At 52.4% G+C, this 23538-nt stretch carries 7 protein-coding genes; 1 reads left to right on the forward strand and 6 read right to left on the reverse strand.

What is annotated here, in order from left to right; all coding sequences use genetic code 11:
* Positions 1-201: 201 nt before the first annotated feature.
* Positions 202-909, forward strand: coding sequence for a DUF6445 family protein (locus tag M5M_RS04350; protein WP_015046253.1), 708 nt, complete (start codon positions 202-204; stop codon positions 907-909).
* Here the strand turns inward: M5M_RS04350 and M5M_RS04355 are convergent.
* From M5M_RS04355 to M5M_RS04380, 6 genes are all read right to left on the reverse strand, one after another.
* Positions 906-2423: a tryptophan halogenase family protein gene (locus tag M5M_RS04355; RefSeq protein ID WP_015046254.1), complete on the reverse strand. Its 1518-nt coding sequence runs from the start codon at positions 2421-2423 to the stop codon at positions 906-908. The two genes, M5M_RS04350 and M5M_RS04355, sit on opposite strands and share 4 nt — an antisense overlap.
* A gap of 123 nt (positions 2424-2546) precedes the next feature.
* A complete protein-coding gene (locus M5M_RS04360) occupies positions 2547-5204 on the reverse strand; it encodes a TonB-dependent receptor (RefSeq protein ID WP_015046255.1) in 2658 nt (885 codons plus the stop codon).
* Positions 5205-5376: 172 nt separating this feature from the next.
* Positions 5377-6234, reverse strand: a complete 858-nt coding sequence (locus tag M5M_RS04365; RefSeq protein WP_015046256.1) for a type 2 periplasmic-binding domain-containing protein — start codon at positions 6232-6234, stop codon at positions 5377-5379.
* A 63-nt stretch (positions 6235-6297) separates the two neighbouring features.
* On the reverse strand, positions 6298-18834 hold the full coding sequence (locus M5M_RS04370; RefSeq protein WP_015046257.1) for a filamentous hemagglutinin N-terminal domain-containing protein: 12537 nt from the start codon (positions 18832-18834) through the stop codon (positions 6298-6300).
* A 59-nt stretch (positions 18835-18893) separates the two neighbouring features.
* On the reverse strand, positions 18894-20882 hold the full coding sequence (locus tag M5M_RS04375; RefSeq protein ID WP_024330517.1) for a ShlB/FhaC/HecB family hemolysin secretion/activation protein: 1989 nt from the start codon (positions 20880-20882) through the stop codon (positions 18894-18896).
* 6 nt (positions 20883-20888) lie between these two features.
* Complete coding sequence (locus M5M_RS04380; RefSeq protein ID WP_015046259.1) at positions 20889-23450, reverse strand: bifunctional serine/threonine-protein kinase/formylglycine-generating enzyme family protein; 2562 nt, start codon at positions 23448-23450, stop codon at positions 20889-20891.
* Positions 23451-23538: the final 88 nt, after the last annotated feature.

Below are 23538 nucleotides of genomic sequence, written 5' to 3' on the forward strand. Positions count from 1 at the left end.
CACCATGGCTTTGGACCTCACATTGCCAATACCATGACTGACAACGTTGTCTAACAGTAAGCAATTGGGACAACGTTGTCAAGCCTTTTAGCGTAATCTGTTTTTCGGCAGAAATAAGGCGCAGTTTTCGTTTGACAACGTTGCCATTATTTCTTTAGTTTACTGTTTACCTGAACAAATAGCACCCATACCGCAGCAGCCATGTCCGGACTTTTCAGCGTTAACAAACATTGCACCATCCACACAATTCCCTTGGCTGATAGCAAACTGATATGTATCGATGACTTTCTTGCAGATCCTGATACGCTGGTTGCATACGCCAAAACCCAACCCTTTACACCCTACCCCGGCGTGAGGGAGCGCAAGGGTTATCCTGGTGTGCGTGCGAAAGCACCAGATGATTACTCCTACAATATGACAACGTTTGTAGAGCCGTTGATAAAATCAACCTTTGATGTGCCGGCACATCTCGACATACGCAAAAGCATCTGTGCCATGTCACTGTTGACCATCCCGGGTGAACTTTTAGGCCCGCTGCAGCGCACGCCACATTTTGACTCAAGTACACCGCATCATATTGCCGCAGTACTGTATTTATGTGGTCCTGAGCACGGCGGAACCGCTTTCTATCGTCACAAAGCTACCGGACTGTCCCGGATTACCGAATCGGATGTAGACAACTATCTCGACCGTTATTACCAAGAAATCAATCAGAATAAGCCTTCCAATGCGTATTTTTCGGACGAAAATCAATTTTTTCAGATTTTTCACAAGGTAGATGCCAAATTCAATCGGCTGGTGCTTTATCGTGGCTCCCACCTTCATAGCGCCTACATCAATTCAAACGACAGCATTTGCGACGATCCGGACACAGGCCGGCTCACAGTCAACACTTTTTTCGATTTTTAATATTGACCTTTCGCGTGCGCTGCAGCATAGGCCGCATTAAACCGGTTTAGCCACTCCCTGTGCGCTAGTAACTGGCTGATCCACTGACCTGCCTGGGATTGATGTGCCACCAATTGCTGCCTCAAAAACTCCTCTTCGTAGGGTGTGGACGTTTTCAGGTTAGTGGGGTATTTCATGCCGTAAAGCACGTACAGGTAATTATCCACGTCAAACAAATCGAAACGACTGAAAAAATCGGATTTCAACGGTGTTCTGGAACGCCAAATCGAAAGCCTCTCGGCCAGCGTGTCAGACATGGCTGACGGTGCTGTCACAGCGCGCCAAAAATCTGTATCACGCCGATCAGATATACAATAGTGCAGCTGAACGAAATCAATTATTCGCTCCCACACGTATCGGACGACCCGGTTACAATATTGAGCAGCAGCGTTCATACCATCAGCACCGAAATGGATATTCCTGGCCAGCAGTTCTGCTGAAAAATCGGTAACCAGGATAGATGTGGCTTCCAATGGTTCAACAAAGCCCTGGGATAATCCCAGCGACGCACAGTTTTTTGACCAGAATGCGTTCCTGTAGCCAATACGCATCGGAAGCATGCGATACGTCAGGTCTTCAGGCACCACCTGACAATAGTTCGCCAACGCCACAACCGCCTGGTCACGATCAATAGACTGACTTGAATAGACAAAACCCACCCCACGACGGCTTTGCAATGGAATATCCCATAACCATCCTGCTTCATGCGCCTTAGCCAATGTGAAACAAGGGATATGCTCAGGCGTGGCGAGCTGCTGTGTGGCCAATACCGTATCAGTTTGGATCCTGCTGGACTGGTCCATAAAAGGGATCGAAAGCGCCCCCCCCAATAGCAGAGCACTGAAACCTGAACAGTCAACAAAAAAATCGGCTGTAAACACCTTGCCGTCAGCAGCCACCAGGGATTCGATCTCACCAGAGTGACTGAGCCGGACTTCCCTGACGGTTGCAGTGTGTCGTTTTACACCCAGCCGGCTAACCGCATTGTCAGCCAACAACTCACCAAATTTCTTTGCATCAAAATGGTAGGCGTAATCAACTACGCCCTCATACTCGGACGAAGATATTAATTTAGGGGATCGGCCAGACTCCATCAAAGGCGCAGCAGCGCTGACAGAATCAAAACGCACATCCGGTTGACTCAATAGGCAACTGGTGGCGTCATAGCCGTTGGGAAAGGGGGACGCAAATGGATGGAAATAACTGCTGTCAGTGCCTGACATCCAGCCGTCAAACCGGATACCTTGCTTAAATGTCACATCACAACGCGCAAGCAGCTCTGATTCAGGAATGCCAAATTTTTTCAGCGAACGGCGAATGTGAGGTACAGTACCCTCACCCACGCCGATAATTCCGATCTCATCGGATTCAATCAACATGATCTCAACCGGCTCGCCCCGCAGCTCTACCGCCAGATGGTTTGCAGCAAGCCAACCTGCCGTACCCCCGCCAACTATGATGATGCGTTTTGTCATGGCTCCCCCCTTAATCGCTGAGCATGCACACAGATTGTTCGAACTAACGGACCGGATGAAAAACTATCAGCTAAAAAAAAGCCCAGTATACACTGGGCTTTTTTGACTAATAATGTTTAGTCATCAGAAGCGAACATTCAAGCCTAGCTTGTATGAAGCCTCACCCATGAAGGACCAGGCTGGATAACCCTCCTTCAATGGATCCTTCACCGTCGTGTTTGCGGCCGCAGCACCATACTGGACATCATCAGCCTCCAGAATGTTGTTGGCCTCGAAAGTGAGGTTGATCATATCAGTCACATTCCAGCCAAAGCTCAGGTCCAGTGTACCAAAGTCATCGTGCATACGGTTACCGTACCAACCGGTTTCACGAACCATGTACTCAGAACGGTAATTATAGGCAGCACGCGCTGAGAACTGATCGTTTTCCCAGTAACCCACGATATTGGCTACATGCTGGGAAGAAAGGGTGAATACACCGATATTATCCTGGAAGCTTTCAGCTGGCGCGTTGCCATTGGCGTAGGTGTAATTCACCGACGTACCAAATCCATTATCGAATGCATGATTTACCTGGAATTCGAAACCATCAATTTTACCGCCACCGGCATTGATATACTGGTTAACAGTCCAGCTATCCAGACCACTGTCGGGACTGATGACGCCGATTTGTTGGTCCACTTCAGTAACAGTACTGATGAAGTTTTCGATGTCTTTCTTGAAGTAGGCTACAGAGATCACATTACCGTCACCGTAGTAGTACTCAACGCCAAGATCCGCTTGACTGGATTTCTGTGGCAGCAGACCTGGATCACCAAATGTTACTGTTTCATTTCCGGCTACAGTATCCTGAAAACCGGCCATCTGACCGCGGAACATGTTTTCATAGTTAGCCCGCGTGATCGCCTGACCCGCTGAGAATCGCAACAACAAATCTTCAGTCAGATCAAACACTACGTTTACGCTTGGCAACACATCGCTATAGCTTGATTTGTCGGTAACCAGCGCGGTTCCCCAACCGTTGTTCTGCGCAACGTCTCCGGGTGCCAGTGGAGTGCCATCCAAATCATAGCCGGTCGCGGACGCATCGGTCTGCACATAGCGCAGGCCAAAGTTACCGCGGAAGCCTTCGCCTTCAAAGTTGGCCATGACATATGCCGAAAGATTGTCTTCTTTCAACAAACCGAAGCCTGGACGCTCTTCAACAAATGAATCAATGTTGTCCAACGTATTGGCCATCATCGCGCCGATATTCGGACGTGGGTTGGTCCAACCGTTGGGGCCGGTTTTGATAGTGCCACTGTAAAGACTCTCGGTCGGTACCGAAACTATATCAGCTGCATCTACAAACACTGACCGCAGGGTTTGCTTCTTAAACTCATGCTGGGTAGAGCGAACACCGGTTTTGATCGAGGAAATAGCGCCAAAATCAACATCGAAGGTAAAATCCAGTTGCGCAAAGGTCTCTTCGTCTGAGTTCGGACCTTTGGTTGTCGCCCATGAACCAGCAGGCGCGACAGTTGGACCAAGATCGGCAACACTGACGGATTGATCAGATGAAGGATTGATATCGATCACTTTTCCTGTTGCATCGATAGTACCGGTCCACTGAGGAATACTTGAACCAGCGGTCCACCAGCCATAAGAATAGTTGGTTGTTAAACTGGTGCCACCCTCAGCCTTGGTACTGCCAATAACCGCTTCGGCTTTGAAACCGTCCAGCTCGTAAGTACCGTCCAGGCTATACGTATCTGACGTCATTTTGCCGGAACGGGCCCAGGTCTGGATAAATGCATCAGTAGCATTGGCTGCGGTGGTTTCACTCTTCAGGCAAACACCGTTAGGGTTAAATCCTGAGGTCACATTATCATTGCGCAATGTGCAGTTTGCATCGGGGAAAATGTAGTGACTGGTATTGGAGTTATCGCCAACAAGTTCCATGCTCAGAATGTGAGCACCAAACTCCAGATTCTCGGTAGGACGCACCTGCGCATTGATGTCGAAAGCTGTGCGCTCGCGCTCCTGAACAAACGTGGTTGGCGCCACGTCAGACGACCAACGGGTATCGGCTTCAACACCACGGCGTACGTAGTCGCCCTCGGCACGTGCAGCCGCGACCAGAATCCCGAATGTTTCCGAGTCATCTTTCCAGCTGTACAGACCCGAGACTTCTGGCGCGAAATCATCACTGACAGTTCCCATACCACCTTTGAGGCTCAAAAACGCTTTGTTCGCCTCCAGTTCAAATGGGCGACGGGTTTTCACAATAACGGTTCCGCCAATGCCGCCCTCGGCCAGGTCCGCCTGAGTGGATTTGTACACATCCATACCGCCAATCAGTTCGGACGGCAGCAGTGAATAGTTGAACGAACGATCCTGTGCTTGCTGGTCAAACCAACCGGTAGAGGCCACTGATTGACCATTCAGGGTTGTGTAAGTCATTTGTGGATCAGATCCGCGGATGGATACAGAGGCACCCTGGCCAAATGCACGACCAACACTCACACCGGGGATACGACCCAGCGCCTGCCCCACATCGGAGTCCGGAAGCTTGCCGATATCTTCGGCGGTAACAGCGTCCACTACCGCATTGGCGTCGCGCTTGATGTCTGCAGCAGCTTTCAATGAGCCACGAATTCCCAGCACCTGAATTTCTTCAATTTCGCTGGCCGCATCCTGCGCAAACGCAGGTACCGCCACCATGGACAAAGCACCCAGAGACCCAACGGTTACCAGAGCGCGATTCACCTTTTTGATTGCATCGCTTAGTTTTGTAGACATGTCTGTCCCCTTCTTGTTCTAACACTTGTTTTTTATATGACCTAGAACCACAAACAACCGCCCAGAGCCTCTTTGAGCCATTCAGACAACGTTGTCGGTAGGCTGACATTATGACGATTGGACAACGTTGTCAACTATTTTTGAGCCTAATCTTGGTGTCAGATTGCGCATTTCAGGGATTAATCAGTGTCCAGGCGGCCACGGCGGGGTTAAAAAAGCCGCATTGTGTGTAAGCCCGCTCAATTTCGCCTTGCTCTCTCAAGATCTTAAGCCCTTTTTGCAAGGCTGAGAACGTTGCGTCTGCAGAGGGGTAATTTTTGGCAACCGCGATAACCCGCTCGGCGGGAAATGCCACCTTGATGCCCGGGACCGGGACCAGGTAGCGACCGTCCTCCGCTACAATTCTCAGATCATTGCCTTGAGGAAACGGTGCGAGAACGATGTCGGCCCGACCGGCCAACACCATGCGGACCATGGACTCCCAGCTGCTCGCATACTGTATCCGGCTGAAGCCCATCTGTTCCAACAGGCTCCAATCCATCTTCCAGTTTCTGCTGGTTACCGGGGTGTATTGAGTGAGGGCTGAAAGGTCCTGCGGTTGAGAGAGGATGGGATGCCCCGCCCGGGTGTACACACCAACCACAAACTCCCCACGACGTATCAGGGGGCTGCTGACCCAAAGGTGTTCAACCATGTCGCGGGCGTCGAAGTCCCAGACACTGGTGCCGCTAAGCGCAACCTTACCTTCTGCCAACTGCTGCAAGATTCGCAGGTAACCATCCATCGGACGCAAATCAGCCTCAGCGACACCGCCCTCTCGAAGCGCCCGTTGCACCAGAATAACCTCGACGACGTCCCGGCGGCTGCCCGGAAAATCATAACGGACAGGCTCAGGCTGTACGCCAAAGCTGGATTGATAGTCTTCGAGAACATCCGTTGGCACCGCTAAAGTTACGTCTGCTGATGCAGAGATAACGTAAGAAGAACCCAAAAGCAGGAGTAAGAGCGCTGGTATGATTCGATTAACCATGGCTCCCCCTTGTTTGCTACCCATTGGATAAGACTAGCAAAGGACGGGGGAGCCAATGGAACACTAAACGCCTATTTCATCGGAAATCTGAACCCACTGCAGCGGCCGCATATTGACTGCGGCCATGCCTGTTTCATCCTGATCGGGTTTTCCTGGCTGGGGACGGCCAAGGGTAATAAAGGCCTTGCCTTTAATAACTATTACCTTGATAACGTCGCCGATATAAATCTTGTCAGGGTTCTTGATGCCCGGGTTCTGCTGCCACAGCTCTTTCCACCGGAATGGGTCCTTCAGAAACTTGTTGGCGATATCCCACAAAGTGTCTCCCTCAATGACCTGGTAACTCTGCTCATAACCATCTTTTAACTCAGGTACAGCTGCCTCCTCGGGAATCAATAACAAGGTTTCTGCCGGCTGGCGCTCATCCGACTCCTCTTCTTCCTCAGTTTCCCCTGCTGCTGTCGCGTCTGCGGGTAACAGCACACCGGCCACCAACCTGAACTCCCCGCCGGCGACAGAGTCAACGCTGGCGCTGTAGGGACTGACCGCTTCAAAAATAGCCGGATCCACCTGCGAGAAATCTTCGACTGCAGTTTGTACCGCACTTTTCACCCCTTGAGCTGCCTGGGTACCGTACACGGATTCAGTGCGGTTACCGGCAAACGCTGTGCTCGCAGGAATTGAGCCGATATACAAAGGCTCGACGTAGGTCAGCGCATTAAACGATAACGCGCCCGACGCATTGATGGCCGCCGGATTCAACTCATCGCCAATTTCGAGGAAAGGTTGAGCACCGGTACCCACGGTCACGTTGGTCCCGGTCAGATTGGTACCACCAGCGGCAAAGAACAGCGAATTTCCGTTCGCCGACGTCAATATCACGTTGCCGTTTCCGGCATTGATAGCATCAACTGTCGTGTCAGTCTGGGTGACCACCGAGATATCCTCGTTAGCACTACTGGTATCAATACCTAACAGGCTACCGCTGAACACCAAATCTACCGGCCCGGTCGCTTGCAAGGACAGCTCGGCAAAGGCCACATTGCCGGAAGCAGATCCCAGAGAAATCATGGCATTTTCTGCATTTGCAAAGTTCAATGTCATGCCGTTCGCTGTCACACCACTACCGGCAAAGGCGCCGGCGGCCGTAGAGGACAACACTAAACTGCTGCCTTCGTCCGTCAACAACTCGAAACCCGCAAACTCATAACCGCCAAGCTGACTGATACCGTCACTTAATTGCCAGTTCAGTCCACCAGCCGAAATCAGCTCGTCCTGCCCGGCAGAGCCTTCCAGTGAAAGCGGAGCGAAGCTGTTGTTCACCACCCGAACGGCATCGTCACCTGCACCCAGATTAAGATTCGCGAGTCCTCCGGCTTCCAGCAACACTGTGTCATCTCCGGCGCCCGTCACCAAACTGGCAATACTGCCCCCTGCAAAAACAACCTGATCCCGGCCGCCGCCCAATGTCATGGACTCGACTCCGCTGAACACCAAGGTGTTCGTGCCATTGGTTACACTGGAACTAGTACCTGTCAATGACCAGTCCAGATCGCTATCGGGCCCCACTAGAGAATCTTGCCCGGAGCCACCGAGAAATGCCTGTACGCCGCTGTAGGTAATACTGCCGTAAACCAATTGGTTAAGACTCTCGAGCCTGACCTGTGAATTCACATCCGCGCCATACAATGTCCCCGTGCCGGCGACCTGTTCAATACCGGTGAAAAGCACTGAAACACTGTCCAGCTCTACGCGCGCACTGTTGTCAGCTAACACACCATTCGACGTTACCGCACGCCAAAGACCATTAGCTGACGTTACGCTATCCACACCATTGCCTGCCGCCACTGTTTCTACGCGGGCAAACGCAATGCCTGCGGTTTCAATTTGTCCGGCATCAGTGACGATAAAATTATTGCCTGAGGCACTACCTTGAATGCTGTTGTCACCTGCAGCGCCATCAACATGACTGACACCAGAAAACGCGACATCCATAACGCTCACTGCGTTATTCTGGTTACCGAGAAGAAAAACATTTGACTGGCTATTGCCTACGAGTGTCAGCGACGCGCCGGTGATACTTCTGACGCCGCTTACCAACAGATCACTGACGGAATACTCACCGCCAGTTTCCGACAAGCGAATCTGATCAGCCTGCGTCAGGCTCAGAACATCATTACTCTGAGCATTGAACACTGCTACTTGCCCGAATGACGTGCCGCCGACTACCAATGTCTGGCTGCCGCTGTCAAAAGTAAACGTCTCACTTACACTGGCATTCGCCAGTACTGTGGCATCCTGAGCAGAATATCCGGCGAGACCAGAAAAACGTATGCCCGATGCATCGACACCATCGCTCTGGATCTGCCACTGCTGCTGGAAATCCCCTTTTACGGTCACGTCATCGGCGCCAGTGGTCACGGCAACCAAATCAGAGAAATCGAGCGCATTGATTGATACCCGGCCGCCGCTCAACACCAGGGAAGTTCCGTTTTCTTCAATCAGCAGCGATTCGGCGCCTCTGAAGGTTGCTATGCCAGAGACGGTCAGGCCTGAAGTTGTAACGACATCTGCGCCTTGGTAAGCCCAACTGCGCGAGTCGGTTGCCTGTATTGTCTGGGCGCTCGCAAGCCCCTGCAAATGCATAACGCCACTGTATTGAATTCCGCTATGACTTATTACACCTGCTCCGGACAGGGAAAGCAGTGCGCCCTCTTCGGTTACCGACAGTGCGTCGGCATTAACGCGCTCCAGACCACCGATCAGCATCTCACCCGCGCGTACCTGTTGATTACCCTGTGCGGTTATCGTGGTAATGCCATCCAGCGAGTCGAGGTTGCCTCCAAATGCGGCTTGGGAAACACCATCAATCAATACCCCGTCGGTAAGCAGACTATTGGCACCAACATACTGAATTTGATTGCCCGCAAGGGAACCGAGAACAGACGACGCTCCGGCCGTTTCCAACCCGGTAAACTCGATGCCGGCTACCTGTACTTTTTGCGTATCACCGGTCAATTGCAGATCAAAATTACCCGCGTTGACTCGATCTTCACCACCACCCAAATCGATCGAGCTAAATCCGGATGTCTGGCTGGTAGTAATGGTCATGGCGTTGGCAGAAATGGAATGACTGCTTTGCACAACAAGCTCATCCGCCAACCCGGAAGCAGCGAAAACGGATTCAGACAGGGTTACAGCCTCAACACCATTGAAACTGATTCCCTGAGTACTGAAACCTGATGGAGTACCATCCAGCGACAATGTAGTAGTGGATACTTGATCAGACACACCATTGGCGGACCACTGGTTCACACCGGTAAAGTGCATGTCGAACACATCAACAGTGCCAACAGCCGTTACTTGATAGTGACCACTAGTCTGGCTCTCCACTGTTGCCACGTGAACGTTGGTTGCGCCGGTCACTGAAAAATTTTCATGACTAAGTGCACCAGCCTGACCATTTACGCTGGCACTGCCGCCCAGCAGAGATAACAGATTTGCATTACCATTCAATGCGAGCACGATACTGTTCGCGCTGGAATCAATTAGCGTGGTTCCAATCGATACCTGACCTTGCTGATCGACTGTGAGCAATGCAACCGCCTGGTCCACATCAAAGGCGTTTACATTCCCCGCAATTTGCGCGAGACCTGATAATGCAATGCCAGCGCCTGCAGATGCAGTAAAATTATCCGAATCGTGAACGGTGAGTTGAGTCGGACCTGAAAATTCAACACGATCATCCTGCCCAGTGCCGACAATTGAAGCCAACCCACTGAAATGTACTGCGTTGATACTGACACTTCCGTCCGCAGACACAGATACATTATTGGCCGCACTGGTATCCAGTAGAAGATTGCCGGAACTTGCTGTTTCGATGTTTGAGATTCTGATGCCGCTGGCATAAACCTCGGAACCGTCCAGTTGGAATTCGGTTGAGGTATCGGCGTTAAAATGATCCGTTGCACCTGCACCATCCACAATCCATGTTGACATATCGCCAGCGAGCTGGACCGTCATGCCATTGGCAGAAAGGCTATTAGCAGACAACGCAAATGTATCTGAACCGGCGCTCCCCTGAAGCCGATTGGTAAGACCGATAATGAGTTCCACGTTTTCGAACAACAAACCATTATTGATGGCACTGTTCTCACCTGCGAGCAGCCAGTCCTGACCTGCAATGCCTGTCACGCTATCGTAACCGTCACCACCGTCAAAGCCGGAATAACCGTCAAAATCGATACCGTTCACTCTTATGGTGTCATGATCCATGACAAAAAGTACGTCATCTTCTCCACTGCCAACAACGGCAGCATTCTCTATTACCTCAACATTGGAAATCAGCATGCCATCGGTAAATACTGTACCCGACTGACTCTGCAACTCGACATCTTTACCTGCACGGGCGATTAAAGTATCAACTCCGTCGGCCATGTTAACGGAGGTCAAACCGCCGTTTTCAGCAGTCACTGTCATCCCTGCTACGATTACAGAGCCTGCTGCTGCAATTTCCATCACATCAGCATTTTGGGTTAATACAAGGCTTTTGCTGACGCCTGATAACGACTCGACCGCGTTGAAGGTGATGCCATTGCCGATCGCGGACTGGTTGCCTACAACCTCCCAGCTACCAAGTCCGAATACCTCATCGTTGCCATCACCGGCATTCACATCGGTAATACCGTCAAACAAAACACCATTGGCCTGAAGATAATTTTCCGATGGAATACTGAAAGTATCACCACCAGAGGAGCCGGTAAGCACTACGCTGGCAGAACTGACTGCATCCAGTCCGGTAAAGCTGATGCCGTTACTGAACGCCGCCTGATCGACTCCGGTTAAGGTCCAGCTGCCACCATTGGCCGCCAATGTGACCGCTGCATCCGCAGTCACCGCACCGATACCGGTAAACACCAGCTCACTCGTGGTGAAGTTACCGTCCACACCACCAAGGATCGCGGTCAAGTCTGACACCGCACGTACATCCCCATTGGTGACCGTGTGCAGATCAAGGAAGTTAACGCCATCGCGTGCAACTTCGCCGCCGTTTACTGCCACCTCTGCCCCGGCGGCATTGAGTTGATCGTCGCCGCCTGACGCCGCCACGGTGGCTATACCGTTAAAGGTCATGCCATTCACTGACACACTGTTGGTGCCGGCCACTTGATAATTGTCTTGCGATGCGGAACCGGTCAGCGTGTGTGTACCCGCGGCGTAGTTTGCCGTTTCAATGCCGACAAACTCCACAGCACCCAGGCGGGCGCCAACACTGTCACCATCACCGGTGCCCAGGGTCCAGCTTGCAGCATCCATTACCAGCACCGTATCGTTCGGACCGGCACCGGCGTTGACGCGGGTGACGGCCATAAAATCGATACCGGTGGTGGTATCTGTCAGGGTGGTCCCTGCCATCTGGAAACTGTCACTGCCCGAGGTGCCGTTGACAATACCGTTGCCGGTAGCCTCTTCGATGTTCAGGAACGAGAGACCGTTGCTGCGGGCACCGCCCGTAATCAATGTCCATTCGGCACCGGTGCTGGTAACCGTATCATCGCCCCCGGCGGTGTTTACCTGGCTCAGGTTGGTGAACTCGAGCGCGCCGCCCGCCAAGGTCAGGCGCGTACCATCCCAGGTCAATTGCTCGGCTACATCGGAGCCCAACACACTGCCATTGCTGTACTGCACAATACCGCTGACAGCGGGGCCCCCGGTCAGGCTGACATTCTGCCCGTTGTCGAGCACAATTTCGGCACCGGACACATCCAGCACGCTGGCGGCGTTGCCGGTCAGGCTGGTAAGGGCCGAGTCGCTGTCAAAGCGGATAGCGCTCCCGGCAATATCAACCCGGTTCTGGGTGCCGTTATAGGTCAGGTCTGCCGTGGTACTGCTGAGATCCAGGGCAGTAAAATTGCCACCGGCGGTTTCCAAACCAGTGAAGGTAATGTTGCGCGTCTCCGCTTGCTGCGCTGATGCGTCGACCAGTGTCCAAACGGCGCTGCTGTTGGCCGCGTCGGCCGTGCCAACAGCGTTGACACTGGCGAGCCCGTCAAAATCAATCCCGCGCACAGTGAGCAACTGATCGCCGGTCACCACATACTCTTCAGACTGACCGGCTTCGCCGGTAAGCGCTCCGACGGATGCGTCAGACACACCAGTGACCAACAAGTTGGTGACCCACAAGGTATTGTTGTTGCCGCTACCGGCAAGTGCCGCCTGAGCAGCGGACACCTGACCGCTACTGAGGTTAACCTGCGCAAACCCGCCGGCCCGGTTAAAGCCGATCCCGTTCAAGGTGAAGCTGAGGTTATCGGTCCCGGCAATAAAACTGTCTGTAGCACTGCCGCCATTGACGTCAGTGGCAGCGGATGTGACCTGGCTGAAGCCCACAAACTCGGTCGTGGTCGCGCCGGTTAATTGCAACGCGCTGCTACCGCTAAAACCCCAGAGGCTTGCACCGTTCGTGCTGGTAACCTGACTCCCGTTGGTCGCTGTCAGACGTTCTGCATCGACAAAGTTGATGCCGGCATAGGTGAAGTCGTCGTTAGCGTCCAACAGGATATTTTGTGCACCACTGTCAGCAACTGTGATCGCGCCACCGGTCGCAGTGGTCAGGTTAACAACCGTCAGACCGTCGGTCAGAGCCAATCCACTCAGGCTGGAGACAGACGCGCTATTGCCGGTCAGATCCAGCTGATCGCCGCCGCCCTGCAAATCCAAGGTGGTGTAACCCGCACTGTTGGCAAACGCCACGCCGTTGAGGGTGATAAGATTTTTATCAAACCCAGCAGCCAACACATCCAGGCCGGTGGTCGCGATCAGGGTCGCGTTTGCACGATTATCTTCCACGGCCTCAATCTGATTGAACACCAGGCTGTCGTAACCGGCTGATTGATCGCCCAACGATACCCAGTTAATCGCGCCTGCAACGGGGCCAACAACCGTGTCGGTGCCGCCGCCGGCATTGATGGTGTTTACACCGGTAAATGCTATGGCATTGGCCATTATGGGGTCAGTGTTACTGGCAACACTGAAGTCATCGTCCAGCACGGAACCCGTGAGCACTGCGTTTGAGGAGGCAACCGTATCCAATCCGGTAAAGCTGATGCCGTTACTGAACGCCGCCTGATCGACTCCGGTTAAGGTCCAGCTGCCACCATTGGCCGCCAATGTGACCGCTGCATCCGCACTCACCGCACCGATACCGGTAAACACCAGCTCACTCGTGGTGAAGTTACCGTCCACACCACCAAGGATCGCGGTCAAGTCTGACACCGCACGTACATCCCCATTGGTGACCGTGTGCAAATCAAGGAAGTTAACGCCATCGCGTGCAACTTCGCCGCCGTTTACTGCCACCTCTGCCCCGGCGGCATTGAGTTGATCGTCGCCGCCTGACGCCGCCACGGTGGCTATACCGTTAAAGGTCATGCCATTCACTGACACACTGTTGGTGCCGGCCACTTGATAATTGTCTTGCGATGCGGAACCGGTCAGCGTGTGTGTACCCGCGGCGTAGTTTGCCGTTTCAATGCCGACAAACTCCACAGCACCCAGGCGGGCGCCAACACTGTCACCATCACCGGTGCCCAGGGTCCAGCTTGCAGCATCCATTACCAGCACCGTATCGTTCGGACCGGCACCGGCGTTGACGCGGGTGACGGCCATAAAATCGATACCGGTGGTGGTATCTGTCAGGGTGGTCCCTGCCATCTGGAAACTGTCACTGCCCGAGGTGCCGTTGACAACACCGTTGCCGGTAGCCTTTTCGATGTTCAGGAACGAGAGACCATTGCTGCGGGCACCGCCCGTAATCAATGTCCATTCGGCACCGGTGCTGGTAACCGTATCATCGCCACCGGCGGTGTTTACCTGGCTAAGATTACTGAACTGCAGCGAACCACCGGCCAGCGTCAGGGTTGTGCCGTCCCAGTTGAACTGCTCCGCCACCGAGGAACCCAACAAGCTGCCATTACTGAAAAGGCTAATCCCGGTCACTGACGGACCGCTGGCAAGCGCGACATTCTGGGCATTATCTAATTGGATTTGTGCACCGGACACGTTCAACGAACCGGCACCATTGCCCACCAAACTGGTGAGCTGGATATTGCTGTCAAACCGGATGCTGGCACCAGCTATATCAATGCTGTGCTGGCTGCCGTTATAGGTGAGATCGGCTGTGGTTGCACTCAGATCAAGCCCTGTGAAGTTCCCGCCGGCGGTTTCCAATCCGGTAAAGGTAATCCCTTGGGTGCGGGCTTGTTGGGAAGCGGCATCCAATAAGGTCCAGTCACTGCTTGTGGTGGCGGCATCTGCACCGCCAACGGCGGTAACACTCGCAAGCGAGCTGAAATCAATGCCACGCGTGGTCAGTAAGCCACTGCCTGTAACACTGTAAGTTTCTGATTGCCCTGACTCACCGGCGAGTGAAGCCACGGCAGCGGTTTCCACGCCATCAATTTCAATGCTCGCAACCAACAAACGATTGTCGGCTCCCGTGCCCGCCAGTGTGGCCTGATCAGCCACCAGGTTGCCGTTGTTCAGAATAACCTGGTCAAAACCCGCAGCGTGGCTGAAGCTAACGCCGTTCAATACAAAGCCGAGGTTATTGGCACTGGCAGTATATTGATCAGCGACTGCCCCGCCGTTTACAGAATCGGCCGCCGAGGTGACATTATTGAACCCTTCAAACACCGTTGTGATCGCGCCCACCAGCTGAAGGTCATCGCCGCCAAAACCCCAGATGCTCGATGCATTGGTACTGGTGATACTGCTGCCATTACTGGCAGCCAGGCGCTCGGCATTAACAAAAGTAATGCCGGCATAGGCAAAGTCATCGTTCAGATCCAATGTCAAACTCTGCACATTAACATCAGTCAGGGTAATGGCGCCGCCGATGGCACTGGTCAGATTGGTAATAGCCAATCCATCGGCCAGTGCCAACGCCCCTGCTTCAGAAACGCTAACCGTATTGCCTGCAAGATTCAGCTGATCACCGCCGCCGTTAAGATCGAGCGTGGCATAATCCGAGGCGTTTTCAAACGTCACACCATTAAGTGTAATGAGATTTTTGGTGAAACCCACCGACAATGCATCTATGCCATTGGTAGCGGTTAACGTTGCCCCCGCACGATCATCAACCAGTGTTTCAATCTGATTAAAGACAAGGCCATCGTACCTGGCAGCCTTGTCCCCCAGTGACACCCAGTTAATGGTGCCACTGGTTGGACCAGTTACTGTGTCACTGCCGTCGCGGGTATTTACCGTTGTGACGCCGGTAAATGCGATACCGTTTGCGGTGATGGGGCCGGCAATGCTGGTAAAACTGTACGCATCGTTGCCATCCGATCCGGACAGCACACTGCCGGAGGAATCAACATTGTCCAGATTGGTAAAACCAATACCATTACTGGAGGCCGCGCCGCTGGCGCCGGACAAAGTCCAGCTACCTCCCGTGACTGAGAGGTTGACCGCCGTCTCGGCGCTTACTGCGGTGATCCCGGTGAACACCAGCCCAGCCGAGGTGAAGTCGCCATCGGCAACGCCCAAGGTCAGCGCCAAATCCGTTTGAGCATGCACAGTGGCATTCGCTATCGTCTGCAGGCCAGTGAATTCAATACCGTTTCGTTCAGCTACAGCAACACTTACATTAACCTGTGCGCCGCCTGCACTTAACTGGTCATTGCCGTCGAGCGCCACTACCTCGCCTATGTTTTCAAAGCTCATGTCATTGGCTAACAGAGTATTGGCGCCAGTGACCTGATAATTGTCCACCGAGGCGGAACCGGTAAGCGCGTGGTTGCCTGCGCTGTAGCTGGCGGTATCAATACCGACAAACTCCACGCCACTTAATGTCGCGCCAACAGCAGCACCGTCGCTGGTGCCAAGCGTCCAGGTGCTCGTGTCGTTTACCACCAGGGTATCGCCAATCGCAGCGCCGGCATCGACCCGACTAACGGATAGGTATTCAATACCTGTGGAAGTATCGGTCAACGTTGAGCCTGAAAATTCAAGGCTATCAGCACCCACCTTGCCAAAAACAACGCCTGCTGACGCAACGGAATTAACGCCTAAAACGGTGACAGAAGCCCCACTCACACTCGCTATGGCGCCGGCGTCCGTTAACTGCCAAGAGTCACCACCGATAATAGTATCCCCACCGGACACACCATCGATTTCTTCCAAATCATCCAGATTGAAATCGATCGAATTAAATTGATTACTCGCGTCAGTGGACAAGTTAATACTTTCGAACTCAGAGCTCAATCGCAAACGCCGGAACCCACTTGCGGCCGCCACCCGCTCAAATAAAATACCACCAGTACTGTCATTTGGCAGCGCGGTCACTCTTACCTGTGTAGAGGCCAGCTGGCTACCAGCATCATTGGCCGTTGTAATCCACACAGCCTCCTCGCCCTGCAGATCCACTACCTGATACGTCAGGTTTGCCCCGCTGACTGTTGCGACGCTCGAAAAGCCTTCAAAACTCTGACCTGAGGCACTCAGCGCTAGTGCGGTGCCGTTTTGCTGAACCGTGATATCGGTTACACCCGCCAGATCAAGTGCTACATCCGATGCACTCGTAAAAAACCCTTCAGCATCGGCAATTCGCACGATAGATGTAGAACTAACTTGCAAACGCAAACGGCCATTGCCATTGTTTCGATTCCATACACCACCGGGCAAACTGATCTGACTAATATCAAACGTATCAAGCCCGTCACCGCCATCCACATCCAATGAAAATTGATTACCGGTGTTATAGTAAAGCTCTCCCAATATGTTGGTACTTCCATTTCCGGAAAGACCCACATTAATTTCTATTTCATCTGCCGAGATTATTCCAAAATTGGTAAAACTACCTTGGGCGCTGGCAACAAAAATTCCGTCATTTAAGTCAATCTGCATGCCCGCAGCAATATCAATATTGGCATTAGAAATTAATTCAAGAGTAGGATTTTCGCCGGCAATAGCTTGAATATTGCCACCAATATAAATCCCCGCTTGCTGCCCGACTGGTGTGCCGGTTGCCTCTAACGTTAAGGTGTGGCTACTGGCAATGGAAATATCTGTCAACAAACGAATACCACTCGCCGTATTATCCTGACCGTTCAGGCTACCATCTGAGGCCAGTGCATTGCTGGAAATGGTGACGGAACCATCCGCAAGCTCATTCTGCAGAGTCCCTACATAAAGGTAATTTGCCTCAATTTTGTTCTCGTTTCCGATCTCAAGATATCCCGGATTTATCGTCCACTCTCCAGCATTTCCATTCGCACCACCTTCGGTCGCTACCACGCCACCAAGTAACACAGATTGCTGACCAGACGTCTCTACCTCACCGCCGTTACCATCTTCGCCAGCTCCGGTTGCCCTCAGCTCTCCCAAAAATTCCAGGTTTTCGTTCGCCCAAGCAACAACCAACCCACCGTCACCGGAGCCAGTTGCTGATGCCGACACCACAGCACCGGATTCAATTACAGTGGTATTGGCCGAAATTTCGCCTTGAGATGAATCTACTGAGCCTCGGTAACCACCACCCAACAGGACCGCACCTCCCGCATCAGTACCATCCGCACTGATAGTTGAGGCAGATCGTAAAGTCACCTCCGAACCCAATACTTTTACCGAACCACCGCTCGAGCCTTCTGCCTTAATATTACCGATTACTTCAGAGCTATCAGACTGAATGAATACCTCACCGCCAACACCGGCAGTACCGCTCGCGTCCAGCAAACCCGACACGCTGACCGCTCCACCTGTGGCGGATAACCGGATCACACCGCCAGTGGTATTAATGCCCTTGGCTACAACTGTTCCAGTATTATTCACCGCAGCATCAAATAAATCTTTGGCTACAGACGCGTCCAGCAACACCCGCTGGCCTTCAATACTCCCAGCATTAAGCACCGCCGAATCAACACCGCTTTCCTTTTCCAACACTGCACGGGAAATCTGAACACCCAGCATATTATCAGCGTCGAAGCTAATCACTGCCTCATCTGCAGCAGAAAGCGAAACCACATCCGCTTTTATCAATCCATGGTTTTCGACGCGCTTACCAACCAGCGCGGCGCTCGACGCGTTAATGGTGCCGTAGTTAATGACGCTCCCCCCACTATCGGCGAGCCCCATTAATTTATACTCGCCATTCATAAAGTCAGCAGGATTGATATCCAAGCCGGAAACCGCGATACCGCCAACATCTACAGACGCTGTTTCGGTAAAGAGCACGCCATTGGGATTTACCAGTAACACGTGACCATTGGATTCAATAGAACCATGAATAGTTGAGGCGTTATCGTCAAGAATCCGGTTTAGCACCAGCGCTGAAGCAGAAGGCTGCACGTACAATACTTTTTCATCTGCGGCCAGATTGAACGTATCCCAGTTTATCGCCATCAGATCAGACGTTTGATTAACCTGAGTAGTGCTGCCGTTCTGCGAAATATCGCCGTCGCCGCCTACAATGTTGCCACCCGTAGGCTCCGCTATAGGCAAGGATGAGTAGGTCACCAGTCCCGTGACCAATCCACCCATCATCAAGCGGTGCAGATTAATTGCTTTCGCCAGGGCTTTTCTTACATTGAAGGCGTTCATTATCCCGTATTCCTTAACAGATAAAGGGTTTAGTTCTGTTGTCATCCGTTTCTTGCGGGTTAGCGCAAAAAGAGAGTAAAGTCCGCAAATACCTGCGCGGAGTCGGCATCGGCACCAATCAATTCATTGGAGGACACAGCTTCCAATGGCTGCGCCACCGACACCTGGGCCGCAAAGGACTCGTTCCAGCTGAATTTAAAAATCAGACCAGCGCTGGCAAGGCGAGCCCAGGAATCAGATCCATCGGGCTCAAAATTTACTACCGAACCATAACCTGCATCAGCTAAAAATCCCCACTGAAACACGTCATTCAGTCTGTTACCGCCACCCACATTGGGATTGAGCGATTCGGGGAGGTTGAAAAACCATTCAGCACTGACCAACCCGGCTTGATCAGCGGAATAGTCGCGCACGCTATACCCGCGCACACCGTTAGCACCACCCAAGGACAGCTGTTCAAATGCAGGCAGCAAACGATCTGCATATTGCCAACGGGACTTAAACACTAAACGCGACTCGGTATCTGTGAATGGCAGCGGGACAAAGAACAAACTATTGGTATCCAGAGCAAACTTATAAAAATCTTCGCCGCGGCCTTCCACCACTGGATTCTGATGCAGACCATACTGAAGTTTGGCATTGGCAATATTCAGCATCCGGACACTGGAGCCAAGGCTATCCACATACAGGCCAAGCTCTCCACCGCGCACATGATCTCCACCGCGATAGGTTTCCACTACTGAGTCCATGTCGGTTTCTTTATCAGTGAGGCTTAAACCACTGCTGAGGTTGAAATCCCGCGAACGATGCCATTTATGATCAATACTGGCAGCAAAGGTCTTGTTGACACCTTCCAATTCCAGGCGATTGATTATGTCGTCATCATCTCCGGTAAGCTTAAATACATTGTAATCGGCTGACAGTTCAACCCGTGTCCGGGGAGATAGCAGTGGGAAACTATAGCGAACCTGACCCAGGTTGGAATTACCTGGTGTATGGGACTTCAAAAAGCCGAGTGTCAAGGCGTCGCCATAGCCCAATGGGTTCATCCAATCAAACAAAGCGTAGGTGCGCTTGTCGCCGGTAAACGTTGAGCCGTGATTGTCCGCGCGCAATGCAAACTTCCAAGCCTGCTCGTCACGCACTTTTAAATTCAGGGCGGTTTCGCCGGGGTTGTCACCCGGGCTGAAATAGCCGGTAACATTCAAACCCGGCAAATCATTGAGGAGATACATCCCCTCCTCTACATCAGCATGATTGACCAGTTCACCCAAATGCTCTTCAAAGGGCGAGGCCAGCGTCGACTCCCGGTAACGTTCGTTATCATGGGCCACCACCTTGCCCAATCGCCCTTCCTGCACAGTCAATGACACCACGCCATCAACCACGTCCTGAGCTGGAATCTGGACCTGTGCCAGAAACAAACCCTGACGGCGATAGTAACCGGTAATTTCTGCGGCGATTTCTTCCAAATCACCGTAGCTCATTCCCCGCTCCGCATTTTGCAGCTTGATAATATTAATGAGACGCTGCAGGTTTTTTGGTGTTACCCGATCGGGCATGTCCTGCGCCCCGATTTCTGAAAGGTAGCCTGCAATTTCCTCTAGGTTTTCACGCGTAAAACCATGCGCCACGACCTGATCTTCCTTCATGTACTTTACGCGAAGCTGTTCAGCCATCTGGCGTACTTTATCGGCGGTAATACCGTGATCAGGAAATTCTTCCAAGCGGACAAAATCGAACCGTTTGACTGCAATCCGCGGCCCTTCATCCCTCAATCGCTGCAGCGGAATTTCTGTATCGAGTTGTGGCGCTGCTGTATCAATGGTTCTCAGCAAAAACTCTTTGGTAATATCCTGACCTGCATCTGGCGTCACATCGGATTCAAATGCTGAGCGAACAGAACTACGAAAACTAGACTCGGCCTCAGTTGTTTGAGCTTCTACACCCATGGCAGCAATTGTATTTGCCAACAAAACAGCGCAAGCCAATCGTTTGGAATCTTTTATCACACCTGATTTACACATTAGATTTTCCACTGAATACATCCCTGTTTAACGACGGGCTTCACGTACCAACCGAAACCCCACCAAGGGATCGGCACCACCGTCGTAGTTGACTTTTGTAGTTGCCAGACAATTGCTCATGGCATCCAAATGACTCCCCCCCACTGCCAGCAGGCCAACAGTGTCTTTTACCATTTCCGAGGCATTGCCAACGCCATTGACCAGACCGTATTTATTAGCCTTTCCTGATGTAGCACTGACTAACTCACCGCCTTTTTCGATACCACCATATTTAAGGTAACAATTTCGGTCTGGCGCCTCGCGCTCGCCACCAGCACTCACTGCGGAGAACCATTCCGGATAGGTGGGCAGCCGATATTGATACCCCGTTTGATTACTCAACCAATCGAGATATTGATAAACTTGTGCTCGGGAAACATTGGTCACAGGAAACCGCGCCTCCGCGCGCGTCTGACAGGCACCGCTAATATCACACCAAGCCTTGAGGTCACCCCAGCTTACCTCGTATTTTGATATAGCTATGGATTGTGCGCCCTCGCCTTTTACCACCACCAGAGAAGGTCCAATATCACCATTTTTCATGGGGTCGGCACAGACAAAGCGACTGCCGCGCCCTCCGCTCCCTGGTTCAAGATGTCCGCAATAGTCAATGGTAAGCCCGGCAATCATGGCTTGATCCGGTAAAAGCGTTTGGGCCTGCTCCAACAAAGGTGTTGCGCGACGCGGATTTTCCCGGGCTAACCCAGAGATACACCGGTGTAACTCGCTGGCTACCACAGGCCTGATCTGGTTTGATTTCTTTGCGTCCAACGCTTTCATGGTAGCGAGAGAACCGGCGATGTCCCGATCGATACTCATACTGAAACCGCAACGCAATTGACGCTCCAGGTCAGATACAACAGCGTCAATTTTTTTTGCGTGCTCACGCGCTTTTTGCTGGGCTTCTGCTCTGGCGGCCGCGCGCTGCTCCGCCTCAATCCTCGCTTCTTCGGCACGCTGCTCTGCGGCCAGGCGTGCCACCAGTTCAGTGCGACCCAACTCTACTTCCGCTTTCAGCGCCAGATAATCCTTATCCTCACCGCTACCCCAGGCTTCGGCACGCACAATGGTTCGTTCGCCATTCTCGAGTTCACCTCCAGCTACATATTCCTTTGCAGCCTCAAGAAATTTTTGCGCCATACCGTCGCGAATTTCTTGCTCGAACACCGGATCGTTCGTCAGCTCACCGTACTCTGCCAGTTCCTTCCGAACGTCACGCTCCCAATCAACTGACAGGCTACCCAATGCCAACAAGCGCCTGAGGCTTTCTTGCTTATCGGCTATTCGACTGACCAGCAGCTCCTGCTGCAATTGCTGCTCCAACTCTGCCTTGTAGGCCGCATCGACAGCTGCCTGCTCCCTGTACTGCACAACAAACGCCGCGCCCAATGCGGAAGCGCTCAATACCGACACGGTCAATGCCAGCCATAGCGCCCGACTGCGACCAAAAAACTGACGCATAAACTCGGCAGCATCAGGGGTCCGCTGTATCCGCGAAAACTGCAATGCCGACTCCAACGCTCGCCACTGCCGCCGGGTTAACCCTCTGATACGCTTGGGTCTTAATTTCTGTGCCTGCGCTTTATCCGCCGGTAATTTGTTAAATGGATGGCGACCCGCAAATAACTCATACGCTACGCACCCCAGCGCATAGACATCGTCGCTTTGGCAAGGATCCTCACCTTTAAGCATTTCCAGACTGGCATACGCAGGGGTCAACGCACCCAAAGACCCGGCATCGAACAGGGTTTTTTCACCAACCTGACCTTGCATACCGCCGGCCACAGCCCGCGCGATACCGAAATCAAACACCTTGGCGCCTTTGGTCTTGGTGACAAAAATATTGCCGGGCTTGAAATCGGAGTGCACTATGCGCTGAGAATGCGCATGTATCAGCGCTGATGTTATATCCCTGAGGATCTTTTCCGCCTGCTCTTTATCCAGCCCTTTACCGGCGAGCTGGCGGATAAGTTTATCCAGCGGCGTACCATCGAGGTATTCCATGGTCATGAACACGATGTCACCATCGCGATCAAAATCATAGACAGTCACAATGTTCGGATGCGCCAGATTCTGGCTCTTCCTCGCCTCGCGCTGCAAAGAAATAAAAGCATCCGGATGCTGTCTGAAATCATCATTCAACAGCTTTACTGCAAGATAAGGATCGCTGTCATTGGCCTCGACCTTTCTACGATCCAAAGCACGGTAAACAGCACCCATCCCGCCAGAGCCAAGCAGATTGACCAACTCAAACCGGTCTTTAATCAGGGTTTTATTTGTCGCTTGGGTACTGATGGATTGAGGTATTTCTGTTGAAACCGCCAGGGGCACCTGACCAGAAATTGCTGCACTGGCGGAAAAAACGGTTTTATCGAGATTAGTTATGGATTTGGCGACTACGTTTGGACTGCGCGACTCCTGTACTGGAACTCTGGCACCCACAAACACCGTAGCATCGTCCGCTGGAACCTGATCAGGCTTACCACTTCTGGCTTGCCTTCTGCCGTCTGCCAGCGAAGGAACCACGCGGGTTTTATCTTCAATATCCATATTACGACCCACTTATTCGTAGTAAAAGCCTTCCATGCTTTTATTCTGTTGAGGCAATTTGCTGTTGCAATGATAAACAGTTTGCCAC

The organism is Simiduia agarivorans SA1 = DSM 21679 (genome assembly GCF_000305785.2).
GTDB lineage: Bacteria > Pseudomonadota > Gammaproteobacteria > Pseudomonadales > Cellvibrionaceae > Simiduia > Simiduia agarivorans.

Excerpts from the sequence above, each read along its gene's own strand:
- M5M_RS04360 (WP_015046255.1), bottom strand. The coding sequence starts at position 5,204 with ATGTCTACAAAACTAAGCGATGCAATCAAAAAGGTGAATCGCGCTCTG.
- M5M_RS04375 (WP_024330517.1), bottom strand. The coding sequence starts at position 20,882 with ATGTATTCAGTGGAAAATCTAATGTGTAAATCAGGTGTGATAAAAGAT.
- M5M_RS04350 (WP_015046253.1), top strand. The coding sequence starts at position 202 with ATGTCCGGACTTTTCAGCGTTAACAAACATTGCACCATCCACACAATT.
- M5M_RS04365 (WP_015046256.1), bottom strand. The coding sequence starts at position 6,234 with ATGGTTAATCGAATCATACCAGCGCTCTTACTCCTGCTTTTGGGTTCT.
- M5M_RS04380 (WP_015046259.1), bottom strand. The coding sequence starts at position 23,450 with ATGGATATTGAAGATAAAACCCGCGTGGTTCCTTCGCTGGCAGACGGC.
- M5M_RS04370 (WP_015046257.1), bottom strand. The coding sequence starts at position 18,834 with ATGAACGCCTTCAATGTAAGAAAAGCCCTGGCGAAAGCAATTAATCTG.
- M5M_RS04355 (WP_015046254.1), bottom strand. The coding sequence starts at position 2,423 with ATGACAAAACGCATCATCATAGTTGGCGGGGGTACGGCAGGTTGGCTT.